Here is a 23,770-nt window from a genome sequence, read left to right as displayed (position 1 = left end):
TAATACTGATGGCGAATATAATGAATAGAGAACAAACCATTGCCAATTTAGCTGCATTGGCAGAACAAACTCAGCAAGTTCAATCTGATCGTATTGAGTTAGTACTTGAAGAAAGAAACAATGAACACTTCCCTCCAATGTCGAAAGCAATGATGGAAACTCGTTCTGGTTTAACAAGACGTAAGTTAGATGAAGCGATTACTCGTTTAGAATCTGAAGGTCATCAATTTACAAAAAATAATGCAAATCATTATTCAATTTCTTTGACTGAAGCGCATATGTTAATGGACGCAGCAGGCGTTCCAACATTTCATGAGCAGAAGAAAAATGCTAACAATAAACCTTGGGTGGTTAATGTTCAGAACCAAAAAGGTGGTACTGGTAAATCAATGACAGCTGTACATTTGGCTGCATGTTTAGCGTTAAACCTGGAAAAAAGATACCGTATCTGTCTAATCGATTTAGACCCTCAAGGCTCACTTCGTCTATTTTTAAACCCTCAGATCAGTGTGTCAGAGCAAGACACTATCTATTCTGCTGTAGATATTATGTTAGATAATGTACCTGAAGGTGAGGTTATTGATGGCGAGTTCATGGCTAAAAATGTGCTTTTAAACACGCAATATCCAAATTTAAAAACGATTTCAGCTTTCCCTGAAGATGCGATGTTTAATGCTGAAGCATGGCAAGATTTATCAACAAATGGTTCTCTAGATATCGTTAAATTATTGAAAGAAAAAGTGATTGATCCAATTGCTGATCAGTTTGATGTCATTATGATAGATACCGGTCCTCACGTAGACCCATTAGTTTGGAATGCAATGTACGCATCGAATTCATTATTAATTCCATGTGCTGCAAAACGTTTAGACTGGGCTTCAACGGTTAACTTTTTCCAACATCTACCAACAGTTTATGAAATGTTCCCTGAAGACTGGCATGGTTTAGAGTTTGTTCGTTTAATGCCAACTATGTTTGAAGATGACAATAAAAAACAAGTTTCGGTGTTAACGGAAATGAATTATTTATTGGCTGATCAAGTTATGATGGCGACCATTCCAAGAAGCCGAGCATTTGAAATTTGTGCAGATACATACAGTACCGTATTTGACTTAACTGCCGCTGATTTTGAAGGTGGTAAGAAGACACTTGCTGTGGCTCAAGATGCTGTTAAGAAAAGTGCATTAGAGTTTGAACGCGTATTACACAGTCACTGGAATTCATTAAATAAAGGGGAGTACTAATTCATGGCGATTAAAACTTCTGACTTAAACGCAAAATTATTTGGTAAAACTAATAAGCGTCGTGCGACAACTCCTGTCGAAGCACAAAAAGCAGCTAAATCACAAGCTCAAGTTATTGAATTAGCTGTTGCTGGTGAAGATTTAGTGACGTTTGAGTTACGTAAAATTCCTGCTAAAGATGTGAGTTCATCAACGGTAGTCTTTGCTGAAAATGCTCGTGAACAGTCTTTTTTAACTGAGCATGCACTATCAGATATCTTATCTACATTACGTGATCGTGGTCAGCAATATCCAGCTGTTGGTCGTGTAGTTGAAGGCGGCAAGATTGAAGTTCTTGATGGTAGCCGTCGTCGTATGTCATGTATTTTGGCTGAGCAAGATTTCTTAATCTATGTTGCCGAAGGTATTAATACAAAACATGCCAAATTCTTATCAGATGTTGCCAATGCTCATAAACCACTTTCATTATATGAACGCGGTAAAGAAATGCAGGCAATGCTTTCTCGTGGTGATGTTGCAGATCAAAAAGAATTAGCAAAAGTATGCCAATGCAGTGAAGCTTTAGTCAGTGGAGCTCTAAAAGCAGCGACTTTACCATTGGAATTACTACAAGCTTACCCAAGCGTAAGTGAAATAGGTCGTCCAACTGTAGTTAAGCTTCATAAGCTCTATAACGCCCTCTCAGAAGAAGAGCAGAAAACCTTATTAAAGCAATGTGCTGGTGAACAAGGAGCTGCCTGGACGCGTTCTACGGCTCTTGGTGTTAGTCGAATGACTAAAGAAGTAACAGAGCTGATTGAAGTATGGATTGAAGATCTATTACCGAAAAAAGAACCAGCAAAATCGTTAACGACTGAATTAGTAAAAGGACGTGCTTCTTATAAGCGTAAAGGTTCGGGTTTAACACTGAATTTGAAAAAAGTTGATGATGCCTTGATGGAAGATATTCTTGAGTACATTAGTCAAAAAGTATCGTAACTAGTATTTATTAAATAATAAAAAGAGCCTGATTTAATCATTAAATCAGGCTCTTTTTTTATCTAAGAAAGCATTAAACCAGTGGTGCTAAATCAGCAGGTCGGTAATTTACTGATTTAAGAACTTTACCCTGTTTAATTACTTTATTTTCTAGTTCTACATTTTGTGCGCATTTCGCGATAATAAAGCCGCCTTTTTCTGTCGACATTAGTTCAATGCCTTGCTCTGCATAGAAGGCTTTTGTTGCTTGGTATTCATCTTCAGTTTTACATACTTTGCTCATGTTGCTTGAATGAACTTCATCCCAACATGGAATAAATTCAATATTCAGATTTTTAGCAACGTTTAGAAGTAAATCTACTAGGTACGAAATACTTAGATTATCTTCTATATTCTTTGTTCCAAGGTGAACAGCTCTTCCCATTAATACATAAACCGTATCAACAATAGCATCCGCTTGTTCAATTTTACTATCCGCTTCAGCAAGTTCAGTTAACTCTTCAATAGCTAGAGATGTATGTAATAGATCATTTTTTTCATCTAGTGATTCAGGTGAATCAACAGCTAAGTCAAAGGTACTTCTGAACTGTTCGATATCTTGATAAAGCTTTTGGTAAACCGCTGGAGTTAATTGACTTAAATGCATGTTTATTTCCTAAATGATGAAGTCATAAATGAGGTGGTTATTATACCTTTTCAAATAAACTCTCGTCATACTTTCTTTTCTTAATTAAAGGAAACTTTGTATCTCATGCTACAATTCAAAGGTTTTTATCTCTCGTAAATGGATCTTCCCATGCCTCAAGTTTTATCTTTTTTGAAAACAGTTTCTGCTTATGCAGCGAGTGGTTTTATTCGATATCCAATTCTTTTAGAAGGTTCTATCGGTTGGAGCGAAGAAATTATTAAAGAGTATATTGCTCATTCTGGATATCTAGATTCTGATATTGAGGTTTACGGTAATCTTTCTATTGGTGAATTACCTAGCTTAGAAATGAAAGCTGCACTGAAAAAGTTAGGACAAGAAACACATTGTTTGGTGATTGATATTTCTCATGAGTTTAACGCGAATGCAATAAATGCAGTTTGTGGAACACTTGTTGGTGGGGATTAGTTTTTTTTATTCACTCTGAAGACTCATCTTTGCATCGTAATATTGAACGTTGGTTAACACACTTTACAAAGCAGATGCTCGTTATTTCAGAAAATGCCCCTTTACCGTTGCTACCGCAGGTGCCAACAGAAAAAAAATTAATGTCGTCTTTTACTCAGACAGATAAATTAGATGAACTATATCGTTCTGTAGATCAAAAGCATGCCGTGTTAAGTATACAAAGAGTGATTACTGGCCACGCTAAGAGACCATTAATTATCACCGCTGATCGTGGACGAGGAAAATCTTCAGCAATAGGTATCGCTATCGCTGAGCTTGTTCGTGATAAAAAATTGGTTATTGGTATTACGGCACCACTACGAGTGAATATCAATGAAGTTTTCGGTCATGCTGCAAGTGTGGCAAAAAAATTAGGAATGCCATTTAAACAAGAAAAAAATACCTTAACTATAAATGGTTCAACGGTTACGTATTTTGCTCCGGATGAATTAATACGTGATTCTTATTCATTAGATTTGTTATGTATCGATGAAGCGGCAGCTATTCCTGCACCGATGTTATTGGCATTAACTGAGCGTTATTCTCGTCTGGTTTTTTCTACCACAATTAATGGTTATGAAGGTACTGGTAGAGGGTTCGAAATTAAGTTCAAAAAGCAACTTGCTCTGCTACGCCCAAACTTTCATTCTGTGGAAATGACACAACCTATTCGCTGGTCTGAACTCGATCCATTAGAAAATTGGTTATCTTCTGTTTTTTTATTAGATCACAAAGTGTCGAGCAATAAGCAACAGGATATTAGCCGAGAGGATGTCGAATTCGTTCGCTTGAAAGCAAGTGATTTATTAACGGATCCAGAATTAGCACAATCCATTTTTTCTTTATTAGTGTCTGCTCATTATCAAACATCACCTAATGATTGGTTATCTCTATTATCCGATCCTAGTCTCTTTTGTTGGGCTGGCATCGATAAATCGTCTAGAAACGTACTTACATGCGCATTAGTTTCTTCGGAAGGTGAACTCGACAATCAGCTTATTGCTGATATTCAACTTGGAAAGAGAAGACCTAGAGGACATTTAGTTCCTGTCTCATTAACTCAAACGTTATGTATTAACGAACCAGCTCAACAATCTTGTATTCGTATTATGAGGATTGCGGTTGAGCAGCATTATCAACGTATGCATCTTGGTTCTAAATTAATTGAGTTTATAAAAGCGTTCTATTGTGATTTAGGTGTTGATTACCTAAGCACAAGTTTTGGCTCGACTCCTGGATTGAATGAATTTTGGTTGAGCTTAGATTTTAGTTTTATGCGATTAGGTATTTCTAAGGATAAAGCGAGCGGAAACCACTCGTTACTGGCAGTATTGCCTTTATCCAAAAATGCTATCGAATGGCTACCTCTTGGTAAAGATTATTTTGCTATGGCTTTACCTGAGCAATTACTAAGTGTTTTTAATGAACTTGATGTTTCTGAAGTATTAAGTTTATTAAAAGGGATCGATACGAGACAGCCGTTAGCCGATGTAATGATTAAAAGAATTGAAATGTATTCTAACGGTGGGTTAGGCGTTGAGATGATTCAGTATGAACTCAGACATTTTGTATTGTCGTCTATATCACTTCTGTTAACTCTAAATGCAACGCACCAAGTATTAGTGGTATCTAAGATTCTTCAATTACAAGATTGGAAAACTACCATTTCTCTTTCAAAGGTTTCAGGAAGAAGAGAAGCCGAAACTGAAATGCGCTCAGCAATTAGAATCTTATTGTGCAATTTACACTGTAAATCCTAGTCAAATACTATAGTCATCAATTTACAGTGTAAATTAAGATTTTCATATTCATTGAATTTACACTGTAAATCCCATCTAAAGAGTTATCCTAAATTTGATTCAGCCTTCTAATATTCAATGATTTGTTGTAGTTCCTAACGTATAAATACTATATTCTTAATGTAATAGGATTGTTATCTGAATAACAACAATTAGGGATATATAAATGAGTAAGAAAGGATTCAACAAGCTTGATAAACATGAGCTGGATTTTGTTGATGACAAAACGGCGGCTCTACTTTTAAACACACCAACTAATGCAAAAATTCTTTTATGGGTAATTGTCGTTTTCTTTGGTATTGCTATTGGTTGGGCTTCTTGGGCCGAAATTGATAAAGTTACTGTTGGTCAAGGAAAAGTCATTCCTTCTTCACAATTACAAGTTGTACAAAATCTAGAAGGTGGTCTAGTCAAAGAGATGTTGGTTAAAGAAGGTGACCAAGTTGAAAAAGGACAGCAACTTCTTTTAATTGATGATACTCGCTTTCGCTCTGATTTTAGAGAACGTAAAAAACAACTGATCAATTTAACTGCAAGCGCTCAACAATTGGCAGCTTCGATGGATAGTATTCTTATACAGGATATAAATAACCGTAAGCGCTGGAAAGAGTCTGTTATTGTTTATACTGATAAACTAAAATTCGACGAAGCGTTTGCAAAAGAAAACCCTATTGTTACTCGTCGTCAGCTTGCAGAATATAAAGCTGATATGAATAACCTTAAAAATAGAATTTTTGTTTTTGACCAACAAGTAAGTCAAAAGCAACAAGATCTTGTAGAAATAAAAGCGCGGGTTCGAAATTTAAAGGCAAGTTATAACCTTGCAAGAAAAGAGTTAGATATAACAAAACCACTAGCAGATGAAGGTGTTGTTCCTCGCATCGAACTATTAAAATTACAGCGTCAAGTTAACGATACTAAGCGTGAGTTGACATCAACTGAATTAAAAATTCCTGTCTTAACTTCTGCAATTCAAGAAACTGTTTTAAACAGAATCGACGCAGCTCTAAAGTTTCGCTCTGAACAGCAAGAAAAATTAAATACTACTCAAGATAAATTATCAGCATTAACTGAATCACAGGTCGGATTGAAAGACCGAGTAAACCGTACTGTAGTGTTATCGCCAGTTACCGGAACCATAAAAAAAATATACATAAATACGGTCGGTGGTGTTATTCAACCTGGTATGGACTTAATTGAAATTGTACCCACAGAAGATACGTTATTAATTGAAGCTAAGATTGCACCACAAGATATCGCCTTTCTACGTCCAGGGCTTTCTGCCATTGTTAAATTTAGTGCTTATGACTTTACTCGTTATGGTGGTTTGAAAGGTACATTAGAGCATATCAGTGCTGATACTATTCAAGATGAAGAGGGAAACAGTTTTTATCTTGTAAGAGTTAGGACTTCACAAGAAGATTTAGAAGAAAAAACACAATTTAATATTATTCCAGGTATGACAACCACGGTTGATATTATTACAGGAAAACGTTCTATTTTAGATTACTTAGTGAAACCTATCGTTCAAGCAAAAGGATCGGCACTAAGAGAATAAAAGTAAAAGGAGCATATCTCACAATGAGAAGTCGATGGTTAGGAATACCATTCGCCATATTCTCTATCGCTTCTATTGCTTTAACACAACAAGAAAATATTTGGATCAAAGCAGTACAAGATGAATATGGCGAAAGAGCCGGAAAAAGAGTGTTAGCTTGGCGGGATATGTTAGCCGAAGCTGATTTGAAGAATGAGAGAGAACAATTAAATAATGTGAATCAGTTTTTTAATCAACTCTATTTTGTAGATGATATAAAACTGTGGGGGAAAAAAGATTACTGGGCAACGCCTTTAGAGTTTCTTGGAGCAAATGCTGGAGATTGTGAAGACTTTACCATTGCTAAATATTTTTCTCTGATTGAGTTAGGCGTATCAGATAAAAAGTTAAGGCTTATTTATCTTAAAGCAATCGAGTTAAATCAGTTTCATATGGTGCTGGCTTATTATCCAACACCAGCATCAATCCCTTTAATTTTAGATAATATAGATAAAGAAATAAAACCAGCAACAGAACGAACAGATCTTTTACCTATATACAGTTTTAATGGTCAACATCTATGGCTGATGAAAGGAAAAGGTAATGGCCAGCAAGCTGGGAAGTCATCTCGTTTAAGTCTATGGAATGATTTACGAAAACGGAACGATGACTTGAGATTAAATCACCCAATTTTGAATTATGATGAGTAGTGAGAAATGACATTATATAAACAACTAGTAGCATGGATGACAGCTGTCTTTTTAATATTGATGATTTCTGTTTTTGCCATTGAATTTCGAAATACACAAACCTTCTTAGAGAATCAACAACGCTCAGAAGTGAATAACACCATTAATACGGTTGGTTTAGCACTTGCTCCTTATTTGGAAGACGAAGATAAAGTAGCTGCTGAATCTGTTATTAATGCTTTATTTGATGGAAGTTATTACTCTGCGGTACGTTTAACACTGTTTACTACGAATGAGGAAGTAGTTCGAGTTTATCCGGTTAAAATCGATACCGTTCCCGAGTGGTTTACTCAATTACACCTTTTTAGAACTATTTCTGAGAATCGTATTATAACAAGTGGTTGGTTGCAGTTAGCAGAAGTCGAAATTGTTACGCATCCTGGTTACGCTTATCAGCAACTCTGGAGTGCTTTGATACAGTTAACAATAACTTTTTTTGTTGTTATTTGTCTTGGTACAGTAACTATTGCCTTTGTTGTTAAGCGTGCACTGTCTCCGCTTCAACAGATTATTATTAAGATGAAAGAAGTTGCTAATAATAATTTCGAAAACAATTTACCAAAACCAAAGACAAAAGATCTAGAAGCTGTGATTGATGGGATCAATTCGATGTCAGCACAGATAGCACAAAGTTTTCAGTCACAAGCTAAAGAGGCTGAAAAATTACGTGATAAAGTGTATTTAGATCCTATCTCAGGTCTAGGGAATAGAACCTTCTTTATGGGACAGTTAACAAATTGGTTAGCTGAGTCCTCTAAAGGTGGTGTTGCTTTATTTAAAGTAAATTTTATCAATAAAGTATATGAGCAAGATGGTTATGAAGCTGGTGATGCTTTAGTTCGTGAACTGTCTGATTTATTAAAAGCAACGCTTCCTGCATCTAATGTAATTCTGACTCGTATCAACTCTTCTGAATTTGGTTTTATTTTTCCAAATATTGAAGAAGATGAGTTAAAACTAGCTGCTGAAAATATTGTGATTTATACCCAAGATATTAAAGGTGATCCAACAGCAACCGCGCCTATTGATGCTGAGCTTGGCGTTGTATTTAATGAAACAAGGAAAACGACAACTGAAATATTATCACTTGCTGATAATGCATTAACATTAGCCCATTCAAATCCTCAACTGCCTTTTGGTTTTATTGCTGATGAAAGTGAGCATGAGTTGATGGGTAAACAACAATGGAAAGCGTTTGTTGATGAAGCTATTAATGAGCACTTATTCCAATTTACGTTGCAACTTGCCACAACTCCTAACGGAACTGTTTTTCATCAAGAAGTTTTTTCGGCGATAGAAAAAGATGAGCAACGTTACTCTGCTAATCAGTATTTATTTGCATTAGAACAACTGAATGAAACGACTTACTTTGATCAATTTGTAATTAGAACCATGATAGAAAGAGTGTCATCAGGGGAAATAACACAACCTGTTGCTATTAACTTATCAAATCGAAGTGTGGATAACCCAAGCTTTGTTCGTTGGTTAACTACAACATTGAAGAAACATAAATCTATTGCTCCATTATTCCATTTTGAAATTCAAGAGAGTGCATTCATTGAGAGTGAAGATCATACGGCATTATTATGTAATGTAATTCGTTCTTCTGGTGCTGAATTTGGCGTTGATAATTTTGGACGCAATTTTGAGTCTTTAGAGTACATTAAATTATTCCGCCCTAATTATGTAAAACTTGACTATCTATTTACCCATCAGTTAGATGATGAAAAACAGCGCTATATTTTAGCTTCTATATCAAGAACAGCACAAAACCTTGGTATTACAACAATCGCATCACGCGTTGAAAACAAAGAACAATTGGATTTACTAGCAGAACATAATGTTGATGTATTCCAAGGTTTCTTTATTAATGAAAAAGTGGAAGGCATTTAATATGAAGGATTCATTATTACATTCACTTTGTTATGTAAGTCGTTACTACGGACAAATAAATTCACCAGAAGCATTGATTAATGGATTGCCATTACAAGATGGTAAGTTAACGCCATTTTTGTTTTCTCGTGCCGCAGAAAGAGCAGGTTTAGTAGCAAAAGAAAACCAAGGTGAGTTACTTTCTATTCCTCAACTTATTTTACCTGTTGTTTTATTGCTAAAGGGGGAGAGTCGTGTGTTTTAATCGGGTTTGATGCTGAGCGAAAAGAAGCTGAAATTATTACATTAAGTTCGGATATGTTACCTATATCTATTTCTATTGAAGATTTAGAAGCTCAATATATTGGCAGGTATATCTTATTAAAAAAACAGTTCAGATATGATGATCGTTCACCTGAGATTTTAAAAAAGCGTGAAGGTCATTGGTTTTGGAGCACTTTGTTTGAGTCGAAGCATATTTATCGAGATGTATTTATTGCTTCTATTTTGATTAATATATTTGCAATCGCTACACCTATGTTTACCCGTCTGGTGTACGATAAAGTTGTACCTAATTTAGCATTCGAATCTTTATGGGTATTGGCTTCTGGTATTTTTGTGGTCTTTGTATTTGATTTTATTTTGAAATACTTAAGAGGCTACTTTATTGATGTAGCAGGTAAAAAATCAGATGTATTAATTTCATCAAAGCTGTTTCAAAAAGTACTGGGTATTCGAATGGAAGCAAAACCTGCTTCTGTTGGTGCATTTGCAAGGCATTTACAAGAATTTGAGTCTATTCGTGATTTCTTTACTTCTGCAACGATTGCATCATTGATTGATTTACCTTTTGCTCTTTTATTCTTATTTATTATTTATCTTATTGCAGGACCTATTGTATTAGTTCCTGTCGTCGGTATTACATTGCTGTTGATTCATGCCGCTATAATTCAAGGACCTTTAAAGAAAACGATTGAAGAAGGCTCTCGTTTGTCCTCGCAAAAGTATGCGAACTTAATTGAAAGTTTAGTGGGTTTAGAAACGTTAAAAATATTTAATGCACAAAGCCAGTACCAGTATCGTTGGGAAGAAGCGGTTACACATATTTCTAATTGGAGCATTAAAAGCCGAAGAATTACTGATTCGATTCAAAACATGGCTGGTTTTGTTCAACAGGCCGTAAACATCGGGATGATTATTGTTGGTGTTTATCTTATTTCTAATGGTGATCTAACCATGGGAGGCTTAATCGCATCAACAATGTTAAGTGGTAAAGCTATCGGCCCTTTGGTTCAAATATCTCTACTATCAAGTCGTTATAATCAAGCAAAATCATCAATGACGATTATTGAAGAATTAATGGCAATGCCTGATGAACAGGAAGAAGAGAAGCGATATATTCATCGCCCTATTTTACAAGGTAAAATTGAATTGGATAAAGTCAGCTTTAATTATCCTGAAGCTGAAGTGGCTGCGGTACGTGATATTAGCTTAACGATTAATCCAGGTGAGAAAGTTGCAATTATTGGGCGTATTGGATCGGGAAAAACCACATTAGAACGCCTTATTATGGGCCTGTATAAGCCTACAGCAGGTTCTGTTCGTATTGATGATACCGACATCTCACAATTACACCATGTTGATGTGAGACGTAATATAGGCTGTGTTCCTCAAGATATAACACTCTTTTATGGATCTATCCGAGAGAATATTGTACTTGGACGTGAACTCTCTGATGATGCTGAGGTGATGGATGCGGCTAATCGTGCAGGTGTTACTGCTTTCACACAGCAAGACCCTGCTGGATTAGAACGTCAAGTTGGTGAAGGTGGTTTATTATTATCTGGTGGACAACGTCAGTCTGTTGCTATTGCGCGAGCGTTAATTGGTCGACCGCCTGTATTGTTGTTAGATGAGCCAACAAGCTGTATGGACAATCGTACAGAGATGCTATTTAAGAATCAGCTTTCACACTTGAAGCCTGCTGAAACGTTAATATTAATTACTCATAAGACATCAATGCTAGACGTCGTAGATCGGCTTATAGTTATGGAGAAGGGTCATATCATTGCTGATGGGCCGAAAGAGCAAGTATTAAATGAACTGAAAACAGGAAAGGTAAGAGCGGTAAGTTAGGTTCTTTCTATTTTGTAATAAAAAGCCCCTCAATAATGCTATTGAGGGGCTTTTTTGGTTAAATCATCATGCTATCTATTTTTACGGGATGTAAAAATATTCCATTCATTGACAACATCCCCTTTAAAGCCGACTACAGTTGCTACTACGCGACGGTTAAGAGCATGACTAACGGCTGAGTCACCTTTAGCTGTTAGTAATGTATCACCAAAACCAATTGTCTCAATACGTTGAGGATCAACGCCATATTCGGTTAAAGCGACACGAACAGCAGCAGCTCGTAATTCTGATAAGCGAATATTATATTCAGCATTACCTTGCTGGCTCGCAAATCCTTGCAGTTGAATCGATGTTTCTGGGTATTCTTCTAAAAACTCCGCCATGGTGCGTATTTCAGTTTTGAATATTGGAGATATTTCTGATGAGTCATTTGCAAACAAGATCTTCAGATCTTTCTTATCTGAATGCTCGACATATTCGGCACAGCCATCATTGTCAATTTGAGCGCCTCTAGGGGTCCCTGGACAAATGTCTCTTGCGTTAATTACACCATCATTGTCATCATCTCTTAAATCTGCGATTTGATCTGATGTTGGTGTTTCAATGTAATCTCTATCACCTGAAACACAGCCAGTTAAGAAAAGGCTAGCAATAATTAGAGGGTAAATTGATTGCTTCATAATTATTTCTCCTCTTCTTTTTCGTTTTTGTTATCCCACTCTTTTGGAGTATCAATTAACAATGATGGTAATAATGTTCCTGTTGCATGTAATACTCTGTATTTTGCAAATTGTTCAGCGTAATGAGCATCTAGGTACGATTTTCTTGCTTCAAAAAGTTCATTTTCAGTATTGAGTAAGTCAAGTAGTGTACGCTTACCTATACGATATTGTTTTTCGTAAGCAATAACGGTATCAGTTGCTGCGTCAACGTGATCTGCTAAAAATTCTTTTTGCTGTAAGGTTAAATCTAGCGCGCTCCAAGACAAACGTAGACCTTGTTCTACGTTTCTATAAGCACTATCTCGTAAATCCTTCGCCATATTTAATTGATATGCACTTTTTTCTGATAGAGAGCTATCCGTGCCGCCATTATATAGGTTATAACGCATGCGAACCATTGCAGAAAATTCGTCACTATTGCCTTCAATGCCTCCTGCATCATCACGCCATGTTTGAGAAGCTTCTAAAGAAAATGTTGGGTAGTTGTTGCTTTTTGATTGAGCATATTGAAATTTAGCTGCTTGAATATCTGATTGGGCAGTTAAAATTACTGGGTGATGCTTAAACGCTCTATCAATACCTTCTTGTAAACTTAAAGGTAAAGTATTCGCATCTGCTCTTGGATATATGAGAGCTTGAGGAGGAGAGCCTACTATTTGCGTAAATACAGTATGAGTATCAAAAAGGTTATTTTGAGCTGCAAGCAAATTACCATGAGCTCTAGCTATACGAGCTTCAACTTGAGAAACATCAGCTGTCGAGCCTATCCCTGAGGCAGCTCGTTTTTTTATGTCTTTGTAGATTTTCTTATGAATAGCTAAATTGCTTTCAGATAATGCGAGAATTTCAGTGGCTTTAACCGCATCTAAATAAACTTGTGACACATCAAGAGCTTTGTTCTCAGCTAAAGACAGTAGCTGTAATCTTGCAGATTCAGCTTCAGCTTCAGTTCGATCCATATCATTTATAGTGTTTGAACCATCCCAAATTAATTGTGTTAGAGATAGCGTTGCATCTTTTCGTGTTAAGCTCGTGTCGTTTCCGCTTGCTGGGTTGATTTGTTCATATCCAATACCAGCATCAAGATCTATAGAAGGTAAATAATTACCATCAACACTATTACTATCCTCAATATAGCTCATATAAGAGTTATAAGCTTTTTTTACCTCAGGGTTAGTCGTTAAAGTTTGAGATATAGCTTGCTCTAAAGTTTGAGCTTGTGAAGATACGCTCAAAACAAGCAAACTGCTGCATGTCGCGAGTTTCATCCATTTCAAAGTGTTTCTCCTAATAGTCGTACCTTTAAACCATAAATGCAGATGATATTAACAATTTTATCAACGAGTTAATTATAACATAATGCCATCATAATGTTCTTATTATGTGTCCTGTTTGTTAGAAATGCTACGTTATGTTGGTCAGAAAAGCAAAAAATAACTTGTTGAAAAATAATTGGTAACATTTTTGTTTGTTTAAATTAAATGTTGCTTAATTTCCTTTGTGTTTATAACGAAAAATCAAACCTTATTTGACTGCTTTGAGGGTTTTATTTTGTTTTTCTCAAAAGAAAGAAATTATAGGTGGGTAAAAAAGAGAATGTTAGTAGATAAATTGGCTTTAGATAAATCACCTTGTAGATGAGTTGTTATAGTTGTGATAAATTTGTTTTGTGGGTGGCTATTATTTAAACTGATAATAGTTCGTATACATAAATGGATTTAGGAATTTCTTCATGGCTTTAAATATATCTGCAAACAAAGACCAACTTATTGTCATTGATAAAAATGGCAATTTAAAACTAATTAATGCAGGTGATAAAGTGTTACCTGGAGAAATTCTACTTAATAGTGATAATGAAAATATTTCATCAGATACTAATGAGGCACCTGAATTACAAAAGCAAGATAAGGATATTGAAGAGGTTTTAAATGCTATTGTCGATGGAGAAGATCCTTCGTTAGTTTCTGAAGCCTCCGCCGCAGGTGAAGATAATGGATCAAGTTTAACTACATCTGTTGAGATAGAACGAACAGGCCAAGATTTTATTGCTAAAACAGATTTTGATACTTCACCATTAGAAGCTATTGGTTTTTCTAAAATTCAAAGCTTAACATTATTAGAACAATATATAGCATATAGAGAAAGCGGTAGTATTAATGGTGAAACTCTTAATGTGGTTGATACAAGAGCACCAAACGCTCCTACGATCGCTTTGCATACAGATAGCGGCACGTTGGGTGATGACTTACTGACCAATGACGGTTCATTCACCGTAACGCCAAGCGAAGCGGGTAACACGATTGAGTACTTTGTTGATGGCGAGTGGACAATTGAGGAGCCAATTGCCACTGAGGGTAATAACTCAATTACCGTTCGTGAAACTGATGCAGCAGGTAATGTTTCAGGTGAAACGAGTTTAGATTTTGTGCTTGATACGCAAGCACCGAATGCACCGACGATCACTTTAGATACCGACTCAGGCATTAGTAATGGCGACTTATTAACGAATGACGGCTCATTCACGGTGACCCCAAGCGAAGCGGGTAACACGGTTGAATATCAAGCGGCGGATGGTAGCTGGTCAACAACGCCTCCTGCTGTTGTGGAAGGTGATAACTCCATCGTGGTTCGTGAAGTGGATGCGGCAGGCAACGCATCTGGTGAAACAAGCTTAGATTTTGTGCTTGATACGCAAGTACCGAATGCACCGACGATCACTTTAGATACCGATTCAGGCATTAGTAATGGCGACTTGCTGACTAACGATGGTTCGTTCACCGTAACCCCAAGTGAAAATGGCAATACGATTGAATATCAAGCAGCGGATGGTAGCTGGTCGACAACGCCTCCTGCTGTTGTGGAAGGCGATAACTCCATCGTGGTTCGTGAGACTGATGCTGCAGGCAATGTTTCTGGTGAAACGAGTCTAGATTTTGTACTTGATACGCAAGCGCCGAATGCACCGACGATCACTTTAGATACCGATTCAGGCATTAGTAATGGCGACTTGCTGACTAACGATGGTTCGTTCACGGTGACCCCAAGCGAAGTGGGGAATACGATTGAATATCAAGCAGCGGATGGTAGCTGGTCGACAACGCCTCCTGCTGTTGTGGAAGGCGATAACTCCATCGTGGTTCGTGAGACTGATGCTGCAGGCAATGTTTCTGGTGAAACGAGTCTAGATTTTGTACTTGATACGCAAGCGCCGAATGCACCGACGATCACTTTAGATACCGATTCAGGCATTAGTAATGGCGACTTGCTGACTAACGATGGTTCGTTCACGGTGACCCCAAGCGAAGTGGGGAATACGATTGAATATCAAGCGGCGGATGGTAGCTGGTCAACAACCCCTCCTGCTGTTGTGGAAGGCGATAATTCCATTGTGGTTCGTGAAGTGGATGCGGCAGGTAATGCATCTGGTGAAACAAGCTTAGATTTTGTTTTAGATACGCAAGTACCGAATGCACCGACGATCACTTTAGATACCGACAGCGGCATGTTGGGCGATGATTTACTGACGAACGATGGTGCATTCACGGTGACTCCAAGCGAAGCGGGTAACACGGTTGAATATCAAGCGGCGGATGGTAGCTGGTCAACAACCCCTCCTGCTGTTGTGGAAGGTAATAACTCCATCGTGGTTCGTGAGACTGATGCTGCAGGCAATGTGTCAGGTGAAACAGGTTTAGATTTTGTGCTTGATACGCAAGCACCGAATGCACCGACGATCACTTTAGATACCGACTCAGGCACTAGTAATGGCGACTTATTAACGAATGACGGCTCATTCACCGTAGCTCCAAGTGAAGCGGGTAACACGGTGGAGTACTTCGTTGATGGTGAGTGGACGACGGATGCGCCAACGGCCACTGAGGGTGATAACTCCATCGTGGTTCGTGAAGTGGACGCGGCAGGCAATGTGTCAGGTGAAACGAGTTTAGATTTTGTGCTTGATACGCAAGCACCGAGCGCACCGACAATCACTTTAGACACAGATAGCGGCATGTTGGGCGATGACTTGCTGACGAACGATGGTTCGTTCACGGTAACCCCAAGTGAAGCGGGTAATACGGTGGAATATCAAGCGGCGGATGGTAGCTGGTCGACAACCCCTCCTGCTGTTGTGGAAGGCGATAACTCCATCGTAGTTCGTGAAGTGGATGCGGCAGGCAACGCATCAGGTGAAACGAGTCTAGATTTTGTGCTTGATACGCAAGCACCGAATGCACCAACAATCACTTTAGACACAGATAGCGGCATGTTAGGCGATGACTTGCTGACTAACGATGGTTCGTTCACGGTAACCCCAAGTGAAGCGGGGAACACGGTTGAATATCAAGCGGCGGATGGTAGCTGGTCAACAACGCCTCCTGTTGTTGTGGAAGGCGATAACTCCATTGTGGTTCGTGAAGTGGATGCGGCAGGCAATGTGTCAGGTGAAACAAGCTTAGATTTTGTTTTAGATACGCAAGCACCGAATGCACCGACGATCACTTTAGATACGGATTCAGGCATTAGTAATGGTGATTTATTAACGAACGATGGCTCATTCACGGTGACCCCAAGCGAAGCGGGGAACACGGTTGAATATCAAGCGGCGGATGGTAGCTGGTTGACAACCCCTCCTGCTGTTGTGGAAGGCGATAACTCCATCGTGGTTCGTGAAGTGGATGCAGCAGGCAACGTGTCAGGTGAAACGAGTCTAGATTTTGTGCTTGATACGCAAGCACCAAACGCTCCGACGATCACTTTAGATACGGATTCAGGCATTAGTAATGGCGACTTATTAACGAACGATGGTTCGTTCACGGTAACCCAAGCGAAGCGGGGAATACGGTTGAATATCAAGCGGCGGATGGTAGTTGGTCGACAACCCCTCCTGCTGTTGTGGAAGGCGATAACTCCATCGTGGTTCGTGAAGTGGATGCGGCAGGCAACGTGTCAGGTGAAACGAGTTTAGATTTTGTGCTTGATACGCAAGCACCTAATGCACCAACGATCACTTTAGATACGGATTCAGGCATTAGTAATGGCGACTTATTAACGAACGATGGCTCATTCACGGTAACCCCAAGCGAAGCGGGGAATACGGTTGAATATCAAGCGGCGGATGGTAGCTGGTCAACAACCCCTCCTGCTGTTGTGGAAGGTAATAACTCCATCGTGGTTCGTGAGACTGATGCTGCAGGCAATGTTTCTGGTGAAACAAGTTTAGATTTTGTTTTAGATACGCAAGCACCAAACGCTCCGACAATCACTTTAGATACCGACAGCGGCATGCTGGGCGATGACTTACTGACGAACGATGGCTCATTCACCGTAACTCCAAGTGAAGCGGGGAACACGGTTGAATATCAAGCGGCGGATGGTAGCTGGTCGACAACCCCTCCTGCTGTTGTGGAAGGTGATAACTCCATCGTGGTTCGTGAAGTGGATGCAGCAGGCAACGCATCAGGTGAAACAAGCTTAGATTTTGTTTTAGATACGCAAGCACCGAATGCACCGACGATCACTTTAGATACCGACTCAGGCATTAGTAATGGTGACTTATTAACGAACGATGGTTCGTTCACGGTAACCCCAAGTGAAGCGGGTAATACGGTTGAATATCAAGCGGCGGATGGTAGCTGGTCGACAACCCCTCCTGCTGTTGTGGAAGGTAATAACTCCATCGTGGTTCGTGAAGTGGATGCGGCAGGCAATGTTTCTGGTGAAACGAGTCTAGATTTTGTGCTTGATACGCAAGTGCCGAACGCTCCGACGATCACGTTAGATACCGACTCAGGCATTAGTGATGGCGACTTATTAACGAATGACGGCTCATTCACAGTAACCCCAAGTGAAGCGGGGAATACGGTTGAATATCAAGCGGCGGATGGTAGTTGGTCGACAACCCCTCCTGCTGTTGTGGAAGGCGATAACTCCATCGTGGTTCGTGAAGTGGATGCGGCAGGTAACGCATCTGGTGAAACGAGTTTAGATTTTGTGCTTGATACGCAAGCACCAAATGCTCCTACGATCACTTTAGATACCGACAGCGGTATGTTAGGCGATGATTTACTGACGAACGATGGCTCATTCACGGTGACCCCAAGCGAAGCGGGTAACACGGTTGAATATCAAGCGGCGGATGGTAGTTGGTCAACAACGCCTCCTGCTGTTGTGGAAGGCGATAACTCTATCGTGGTTCGTGAGACTGATGCTGCAGGCAATGTGTCAGGTGAAACAAGCTTAGATTTTGTTTTAGATACGCAAGCACCGAATGCACCGACGATCACGTTAGATACCGATAGCGGTATGTTGGGCGATGACTTGCTGACTAACGATGGTTCGTTCACCGTAACCCCAAGTGAAGCGGGAAACACGGTTGAATATCAAGCGGCGGATGGTAGCTGGTCAACAACCCCTCCTGCTGTTGTGGAAGGTAATAACTCCATCGTGGTTCGTGAAGTGGATGCGGCAGGCAACGCATCAGATGAAACAAGCTTAGATTTTGTGCTTGATACGCAAGTGCCGAATGCACCGACGATCACTTTAGATACGGATTCAGGCATTATTAATGGTGACTTATTAACGAACGATGGCTCATTCACGGTAACCCCAAGCGAAGCGGGTAACACGGTGGAGTATTTTGTTGATGGTGAGTGGACGACGGGTGCGCCAATGGCCACTGAGGGTGATAACTCCATCGTGGTTCGTGAAGTGGATGCGGCAGGTAATACATCAGGGGAAACAAGCTTAGATTTTGTGCTTGATACGCAAGTGCCGAACGCTCCGACGATCACGTTAGATACGGATTCAGGCATTAGTAATGGCGACTTATTAACGAACGATGGTTCGTTCACGGTGACCCCAAGTGAAGCGGGGAACACGGTGGAATATCAAGCGGCGGATGGTAGCTGGTCAACAACACCTCCTGCTGTTGTGGAAGGTAATAACTCCATTGTGGTTCGTGAAGTGGATGCGGCAGGTAATACATCAGGGGAAACAAGCTTAGATTTTGTGCTTGATACGCAAGTGCCGAACGCTCCGACGATCACGTTAGATACGGATTCAGGCATTAGTAATGGCGACTTATTAACGAACGATGGTTCGTTCACGGTGACCCCAAGTGAAGCGGGGAACACGGTGGAATATCAAGCGGCGGATGGTAGCTGGTCAACAACACCTCCTGCTGTTGTGGAAGGTAATAACTCCATTGTGGTTCGTGAAGTGGATGCGGCAGGTAACGCATCTGGTGAAACAAGCTTAGATTTTGTGCTTGATACGCAAGTGCCGAACGCTCCGACGATCACGTTAGATACGGATTCAGGCATTAGTAATGGCGACTTATTAACGAACGATGGTTCGTTCACGGTGACCCCAAGTGAAGCGGGGAACACGGTGGAATATCAAGCGGCGGATGGTAGCTGGTCAACAACACCTCCTGCTGTTGTGGAAGGTAATAACTCCATTGTGGTTCGTGAAGTGGATGCGGCAGGTAACGCATCTGGTGAAACAAGCTTAGATTTTGTGCTTGATACGCAAGCACCAAACGCTCCGACGATCACGTTAGATACCGACTCAGGCATTAGTGATGGTGACTTACTGACGAACGATGGCTCATTCACAGTAACTCCAAGTGAAGCGGGGAACACGGTTGAATATCAAGCGGCGGATGGTAGCTGGTCAACAACCCCTCCTGCTGTTGTGGAAGGTAATAACTCCATTGTGGTTCGTGAAGTGGATGCGGCAGGCAACGCATCTGGTGAAACGAGTTTAGATTTTGTGCTTGATACGCAAGCACCAAATGCTCCAACGATCACTGACATTACTGATGACTCAGTAAATAGTGATTACTCTAAGATTACTGTGCATGGTTCTGGTGAGCCAGGTGCAACTATTACTCTTTATTCTCAGGGTAATGTTTGGGCTACGACGGTTGTTGGAGAAGATGGAACTTGGTCTGTAGATTATTCAGGTATCCCAGATAGTTCAGATCAAATATTGCAAGTAGAGCAAACTGATTTGAGTGGTAATACAAGTGAATTATCTGATCCTATACAGTATTTTAATAGTGATTATTATGGAAATTCATTAGATTCTGATGATTATGGCTTTCTTGGGGACGGTGATGATTTTTTCCAAGCTCATAATGATGATGCTAATGATAGAGTTATGTTTGATGGTGGCGCTGGTAACGATACAATTTCTTTTGATTCAGCTTTTTCAGATGTGCAAATCAGTATTAATTCCGATGGGGATATAGTTCTTGTTGATCGTGAAGGTGATACAAATATTTTACGTGATTTTGAAAATTTTGAATTTACAGATACAACAAAAACGATTGAAGAGCTTACAGTTCCAAAAGTAACTATCATAGATGATGCTAATAATGATGGTATATTAACCAAAACAGAATTAGAAGGAAGGATAACTGCTGTTATTAGTATACCTTCGATAGCTGTTGCAGGTATGGCCTTACTCATTACTATTGACGGTCATACTGAGGAATATATTTTATCAGAAGAAGACATATCTTCAGGCGTTATCGTTAAAGAAATTGATACCCCTGAAAATAATACAGAGGTTAATGTCTCAGTTGATATATCTTATAATGGAAGTGTTTATTCAGGTGAAGATAGTGTTATTTATGTAGGAAATAATGAGCCTACAGCTTCTAATGATATTGTTAATGTTTTAGAAAATAATTCCATTCTTATATCAAAAGATATGTTGTTAAGTAATGATATTGATGCTGATGGTGACTCTTTATCAATTATAAATATTGGTAGTGTTAATGGTGGTGTTGCCTCATTAGATGAACATGGAAATATTTTATTTACGCCTGATTTAAATTTTAGTGGTGAAGTTGTTTTTGAATATACAATTGATGATGGATATGGTGGACAATCAACAGCTGAAATTACAGTTAATATTGATGCTGTTGCTAATACTCCAAATTTAATTGTAGAAAACTCCGATTGGTCTTTGAGTACTGGACTCGAAAATGTTGATATTCCTGGGCCGGCGCCTTGGTATGTTGCAGGCCTTGATGGTTGGAGGCCTTCTGATGGCGAGCCTGTTATTGAAATTTGGGTAACGGGTGAAAGTATGGGGTATGGGGCAACAGAAGGTAATGGTTCTATTATTGTGAACCCGTCGGAGGGAAATACAATTGTAGAGCTTAATAAAGTAGAAAATAATGAATTCTCTAGTGCTGGTGGTATTCAGCGGGATATTTCTACAGTGGAAGGTAAGCTGTATACAATTAGTTTAGATGCTGCTCCTCGACCAGGGTTGGAAAAGAATTTAATGCTTTTGAGGTATTAATTGACGGCGTTGTGATTGGCAGTTGGTCTGCTGATGGTTGGATTGGTTCTGAAGATATTTATGATAATTACCACACAAGTTTACAGTGGGATGATTTACAATTTAGTTTTATAGGCTCTGGTAATGAAACTAATATTGAAATTAGGGCTTCTGGTGAAGTTAACTCTAATGGACGAGGGACACTTATCGATAATATTGTTATTGATGAACATAATGGCGTCCAAGCCGGAAATAATGAATCATCAACTGAGATAATTTTAAGTAATTATATTTCAGGTAGCTTATCAGATACAGATGGTTCTGAAAGCTTAAGTTATGAGATATCTAATTTACCTGATGAAGTACAAGTATTTGTGGATGGTGTAGCTTTACCTATAATTGATGGTACTGTTGTAATTACCGCTGAGCAATTAGCAAGTGCTAAAATGGTATTTGATGTAAATTATAAGGGCTTATTTACACTATCTGTTACTGCTATTGCAACCGAAACATCAAATGGCTCCATTGCGAAAAGTGAGCCTAAGCATATTGATTTCATTGTTGCAGATAAAAATATGACAACTGACGTTGTTAAACCTGATGTTTTATCAAATGGTGATTTTGTCGATTCAGTTCAGGTTATTTTCCCTGGTACCGCATATGAAGATACTAATTGGGCTACTGCTGGTTCAGGTAAACCATCTGTTAACCTTGGTATAAATGAAACTAAAGACGGATTAATTGTAGATGTTGGAGCGGCTGGAGATGACGTATATCTTGGTAGTGGAAATGATATCATTTATTTAGGAGATAGTTACGCTAGCAACTATGATGGTGATCTGAATGACGTTAAAGTTAAATTAGCTCAAAGTTTACTTGATGATGTATTTAGTAAAGGTAGTGATTTAAGTCATTTACAGGGCGGTATTGAGTCTGGAGGATTTACTACTTTAACCGCTGCAAGTAACGCTTATTTGGATATAGGTCATGGCGGTGATGGTAATGATATGATTTTCGGTCAAGGTGGTATTGATGTCATATTTGGTGGCGCTGGCGATGATTATTTAGATGGTGGTAATGGTAATGATGGTCTTCGTGGTGGTACGGGAAATGACCACTTACTTGGTGGCGAAGGTAACGATATTTTAATTGGAGGCCTTGGAGACGATATCTTAGTTGGAGGTATTGGCGATGATATCTTCAAATGGGTTGATCAAGGGGCTGATTCAGGAATAGATACAATTACAGATTTCACTAAAGGTGAAGACTTAATTGATATTACTGAGATTTTAAATGATGATGTTCATCAAAATGATCTTAATGATTTACTTGAACATATAACTATCTCTGAAGATGGTGATGATTTAACGCTCTCGATTACAGATGATGCTGGTAAAGATCATACGATTGTTGTTGAAGGAGGTATTGGCTCGTTCGGATTGGATAATGCTAATTTCTCAAATCAAGCTGAGATCCTAACTAAACTACTTGATGAGCAACTTTTTAAATTAGATGACACGATCTAACTTGTTGTTAATATGAAATTTAGGGTCTAATTAGGCCCTTTTTTTGTATCACCTCTTGTTTAGCGTGTTTCAAAAGAGCACAATTTAGTCAGCTGGAATTAAAGAAGTCGAGATTTACATGGAATTAGAAGATATTCGTCGTGATTATAGCCTTGGTGGTTTACGAAGAGCCGATTTACCTCAAGAGCCTGTAGAATTGTTTGAATTATGGTTAAAACAAGCAGTGGAAGCCAAATTGACCGATCCTACAGCGATGACGGTGGCTACAGTAGATGAGACTGGACAACCGTTTCAACGTATTGTGCTATTAAAACATTTTGATAAGACAGGTTTTGTTTTTTATACCAACTTAGGTTCTCGTAAAGCACAACAGCTAGAGCAACACAGTAAGATATCACTGCATTTCCCATGGCATCCACTTGAGCGTCAGGTTCATATTACAGGCACTGTTGAGAAATTAACGGCTCTTGAGAACATGAAATATTTCACATCAAGACCAAAAGAAAGTCAGATAGCCGCATGGGCAAGTAAACAGAGTAGTCGTTTAACTGCAAGAGCCGCTCTTGAAGGTAAGTACCTAGAGTTAAAACAAAAGTTTGCAAAAGGAGAGATCCCTGTTCCTAAGTTTTGGGGCGGATTTAGAATTAAGATCGATTCTATAGAGTTTTGGCAGGGAGGAGATCATCGACTTCATGACCGATTCTTATACAGTAAAGATAAAAATGATTGGCAGATCGATCGTTTAGCGCCATGATCT

Annotated in this window: 14 protein-coding genes and 1 pseudogene; 12 read left to right on the top strand and 3 right to left on the bottom strand. The window is 39.1% G+C overall.

The genetic code is table 11. The features are described 5' to 3' along the window. The first annotated feature begins 20 nt into the window (after positions 1 to 20). Positions 21 to 1,244 carry a ParA family protein gene (locus AAFX60_020810; GenBank protein ID XDF79557.1) on the top strand — a complete coding sequence of 408 codons (1,224 nt, stop codon included), beginning with the start codon at positions 21 to 23 and terminating at the stop codon, positions 1,242 to 1,244. A gap of 3 nt (positions 1,245 to 1,247) precedes the next feature. Next, positions 1,248 to 2,222: a ParB/RepB/Spo0J family partition protein gene (locus tag AAFX60_020805; protein ID XDF79556.1), complete on the top strand. Its 975-nt coding sequence runs from the start codon at positions 1,248 to 1,250 to the stop codon at positions 2,220 to 2,222. A 73-nt stretch (positions 2,223 to 2,295) separates the two neighbouring features. Here the strand turns inward: AAFX60_020805 and AAFX60_020800 are convergent, their stop codons facing one another. Next, entirely contained in the window at positions 2,296 to 2,868 is a 573-nt protein-coding gene (locus AAFX60_020800; protein ID XDF79555.1) for a nucleoside triphosphate pyrophosphohydrolase family protein, read from the bottom strand. A 150-nt stretch (positions 2,869 to 3,018) separates the two neighbouring features. Between AAFX60_020800 and AAFX60_020795 the strand changes: the two genes are divergently transcribed. The 6 genes and pseudogenes from AAFX60_020795 to AAFX60_020770 all read left to right on the top strand — a co-directional run bounded on the left by AAFX60_020795 (position 3,019) and on the right by AAFX60_020770 (position 11,468). After that, positions 3,019 to 3,336, top strand: a complete 318-nt coding sequence (locus tag AAFX60_020795; protein XDF79554.1) for a hypothetical protein — start codon at positions 3,019 to 3,021, stop codon at positions 3,334 to 3,336. A gap of 29 nt (positions 3,337 to 3,365) precedes the next feature. Then, positions 3,366 to 5,135 (top strand): GNAT family N-acetyltransferase, encoded by a 1,770-nt coding sequence (locus tag AAFX60_020790; protein ID XDF79553.1) that lies wholly within the window; start codon positions 3,366 to 3,368, stop codon positions 5,133 to 5,135. 205 nt (positions 5,136 to 5,340) lie between these two features. Next, entirely contained in the window at positions 5,341 to 6,732 is a 1,392-nt protein-coding gene (locus tag AAFX60_020785) for an HlyD family type I secretion periplasmic adaptor subunit (GenBank protein XDF79552.1), read from the top strand. A 23-nt stretch (positions 6,733 to 6,755) separates the two neighbouring features. Then, a complete protein-coding gene (locus AAFX60_020780; protein ID XDF79551.1) occupies positions 6,756 to 7,421 on the top strand; it encodes a transglutaminase-like cysteine peptidase in 666 nt (221 codons plus the stop codon). Between the two features lie 6 nt (positions 7,422 to 7,427). Beyond that, a complete protein-coding gene (locus tag AAFX60_020775; protein XDF79550.1) occupies positions 7,428 to 9,353 on the top strand; it encodes an EAL domain-containing protein in 1,926 nt (641 codons plus the stop codon). 1 nt (position 9,354) lies between these two features. After that, a pseudogene (locus AAFX60_020770) lies at positions 9,355 to 11,468 on the top strand (type I secretion system permease/ATPase). Between the two features lie 71 nt (positions 11,469 to 11,539). Here AAFX60_020770 and AAFX60_020765 read toward each other — a convergent pair. After that, the gene (locus AAFX60_020765) at positions 11,540 to 12,148 is read right to left on the bottom strand and encodes an OmpA family protein (GenBank protein XDF79549.1); all 609 of its coding nucleotides are present in this window, start codon (positions 12,146 to 12,148) and stop codon (positions 11,540 to 11,542) included. Positions 12,149 to 12,150: 2 nt separating this feature from the next. Then, on the bottom strand, positions 12,151 to 13,458 hold the full coding sequence (locus AAFX60_020760) for a TolC family outer membrane protein (protein XDF80174.1): 1,308 nt from the start codon (positions 13,456 to 13,458) through the stop codon (positions 12,151 to 12,153). Between the two features lie 464 nt (positions 13,459 to 13,922). Here AAFX60_020760 and AAFX60_020755 point away from each other — a divergent pair, with 464 nt between their 5' ends. The 4 genes from AAFX60_020755 (at position 13,923) to pdxH (ending at position 23,767) form a co-directional block, all read left to right on the top strand. Continuing rightward, positions 13,923 to 17,156 carry an Ig-like domain-containing protein gene (locus AAFX60_020755; GenBank protein XDF79548.1) on the top strand — a complete coding sequence of 1,078 codons (3,234 nt, stop codon included), beginning with the start codon at positions 13,923 to 13,925 and terminating at the stop codon, positions 17,154 to 17,156. Further along, positions 17,084 to 21,508, top strand: a complete 4,425-nt coding sequence (locus AAFX60_020750; GenBank protein XDF79547.1) for an Ig-like domain-containing protein — start codon at positions 17,084 to 17,086, stop codon at positions 21,506 to 21,508. Before AAFX60_020755 ends, AAFX60_020750 begins: the two co-directional genes overlap by 73 nt. Positions 21,509 to 21,519: 11 nt before the next feature. Continuing rightward, positions 21,520 to 23,013, top strand: a complete 1,494-nt coding sequence (locus AAFX60_020745) for a type I secretion C-terminal target domain-containing protein (GenBank protein ID XDF79546.1) — start codon at positions 21,520 to 21,522, stop codon at positions 23,011 to 23,013. Positions 23,014 to 23,131: 118 nt separating this feature from the next. Beyond that, positions 23,132 to 23,767, top strand: coding sequence for a pyridoxamine 5'-phosphate oxidase (gene pdxH / locus AAFX60_020740; GenBank protein XDF79545.1), 636 nt, complete (start codon positions 23,132 to 23,134; stop codon positions 23,765 to 23,767). Positions 23,768 to 23,770: the final 3 nt, after the last annotated feature.

The organism is Aliivibrio fischeri, from assembly GCA_038993745.2.
GTDB lineage: Bacteria > Pseudomonadota > Gammaproteobacteria > Enterobacterales > Vibrionaceae > Aliivibrio > Aliivibrio fischeri_B.
This window is presented reverse-complemented; position numbering and strand designations above follow the sequence as displayed.

Coding starts and splice junctions, on each gene's coding strand:
- AAFX60_020810 (XDF79557.1), top strand. CDS start 21: ATGAATAGAGAACAAACCATTGCCAATTTAGCTGCATTGGCAGAACAA.
- AAFX60_020805 (XDF79556.1), top strand. CDS start 1,248: ATGGCGATTAAAACTTCTGACTTAAACGCAAAATTATTTGGTAAAACT.
- AAFX60_020800 (XDF79555.1), bottom strand. CDS start 2,868: ATGCATTTAAGTCAATTAACTCCAGCGGTTTACCAAAAGCTTTATCAA.
- AAFX60_020795 (XDF79554.1), top strand. CDS start 3,019: ATGCCTCAAGTTTTATCTTTTTTGAAAACAGTTTCTGCTTATGCAGCG.
- AAFX60_020785 (XDF79552.1), top strand. CDS start 5,341: ATGAGTAAGAAAGGATTCAACAAGCTTGATAAACATGAGCTGGATTTT.
- AAFX60_020780 (XDF79551.1), top strand. CDS start 6,756: ATGAGAAGTCGATGGTTAGGAATACCATTCGCCATATTCTCTATCGCT.
- AAFX60_020775 (XDF79550.1), top strand. CDS start 7,428: ATGACATTATATAAACAACTAGTAGCATGGATGACAGCTGTCTTTTTA.
- AAFX60_020765 (XDF79549.1), bottom strand. CDS start 12,148: ATGAAGCAATCAATTTACCCTCTAATTATTGCTAGCCTTTTCTTAACT.
- AAFX60_020760 (XDF80174.1), bottom strand. CDS start 13,458: ATGAAACTCGCGACATGCAGCAGTTTGCTTGTTTTGAGCGTATCTTCA.
- AAFX60_020755 (XDF79548.1), top strand. CDS start 13,923: ATGGCTTTAAATATATCTGCAAACAAAGACCAACTTATTGTCATTGAT.
- pdxH (XDF79545.1), top strand. CDS start 23,132: ATGGAATTAGAAGATATTCGTCGTGATTATAGCCTTGGTGGTTTACGA.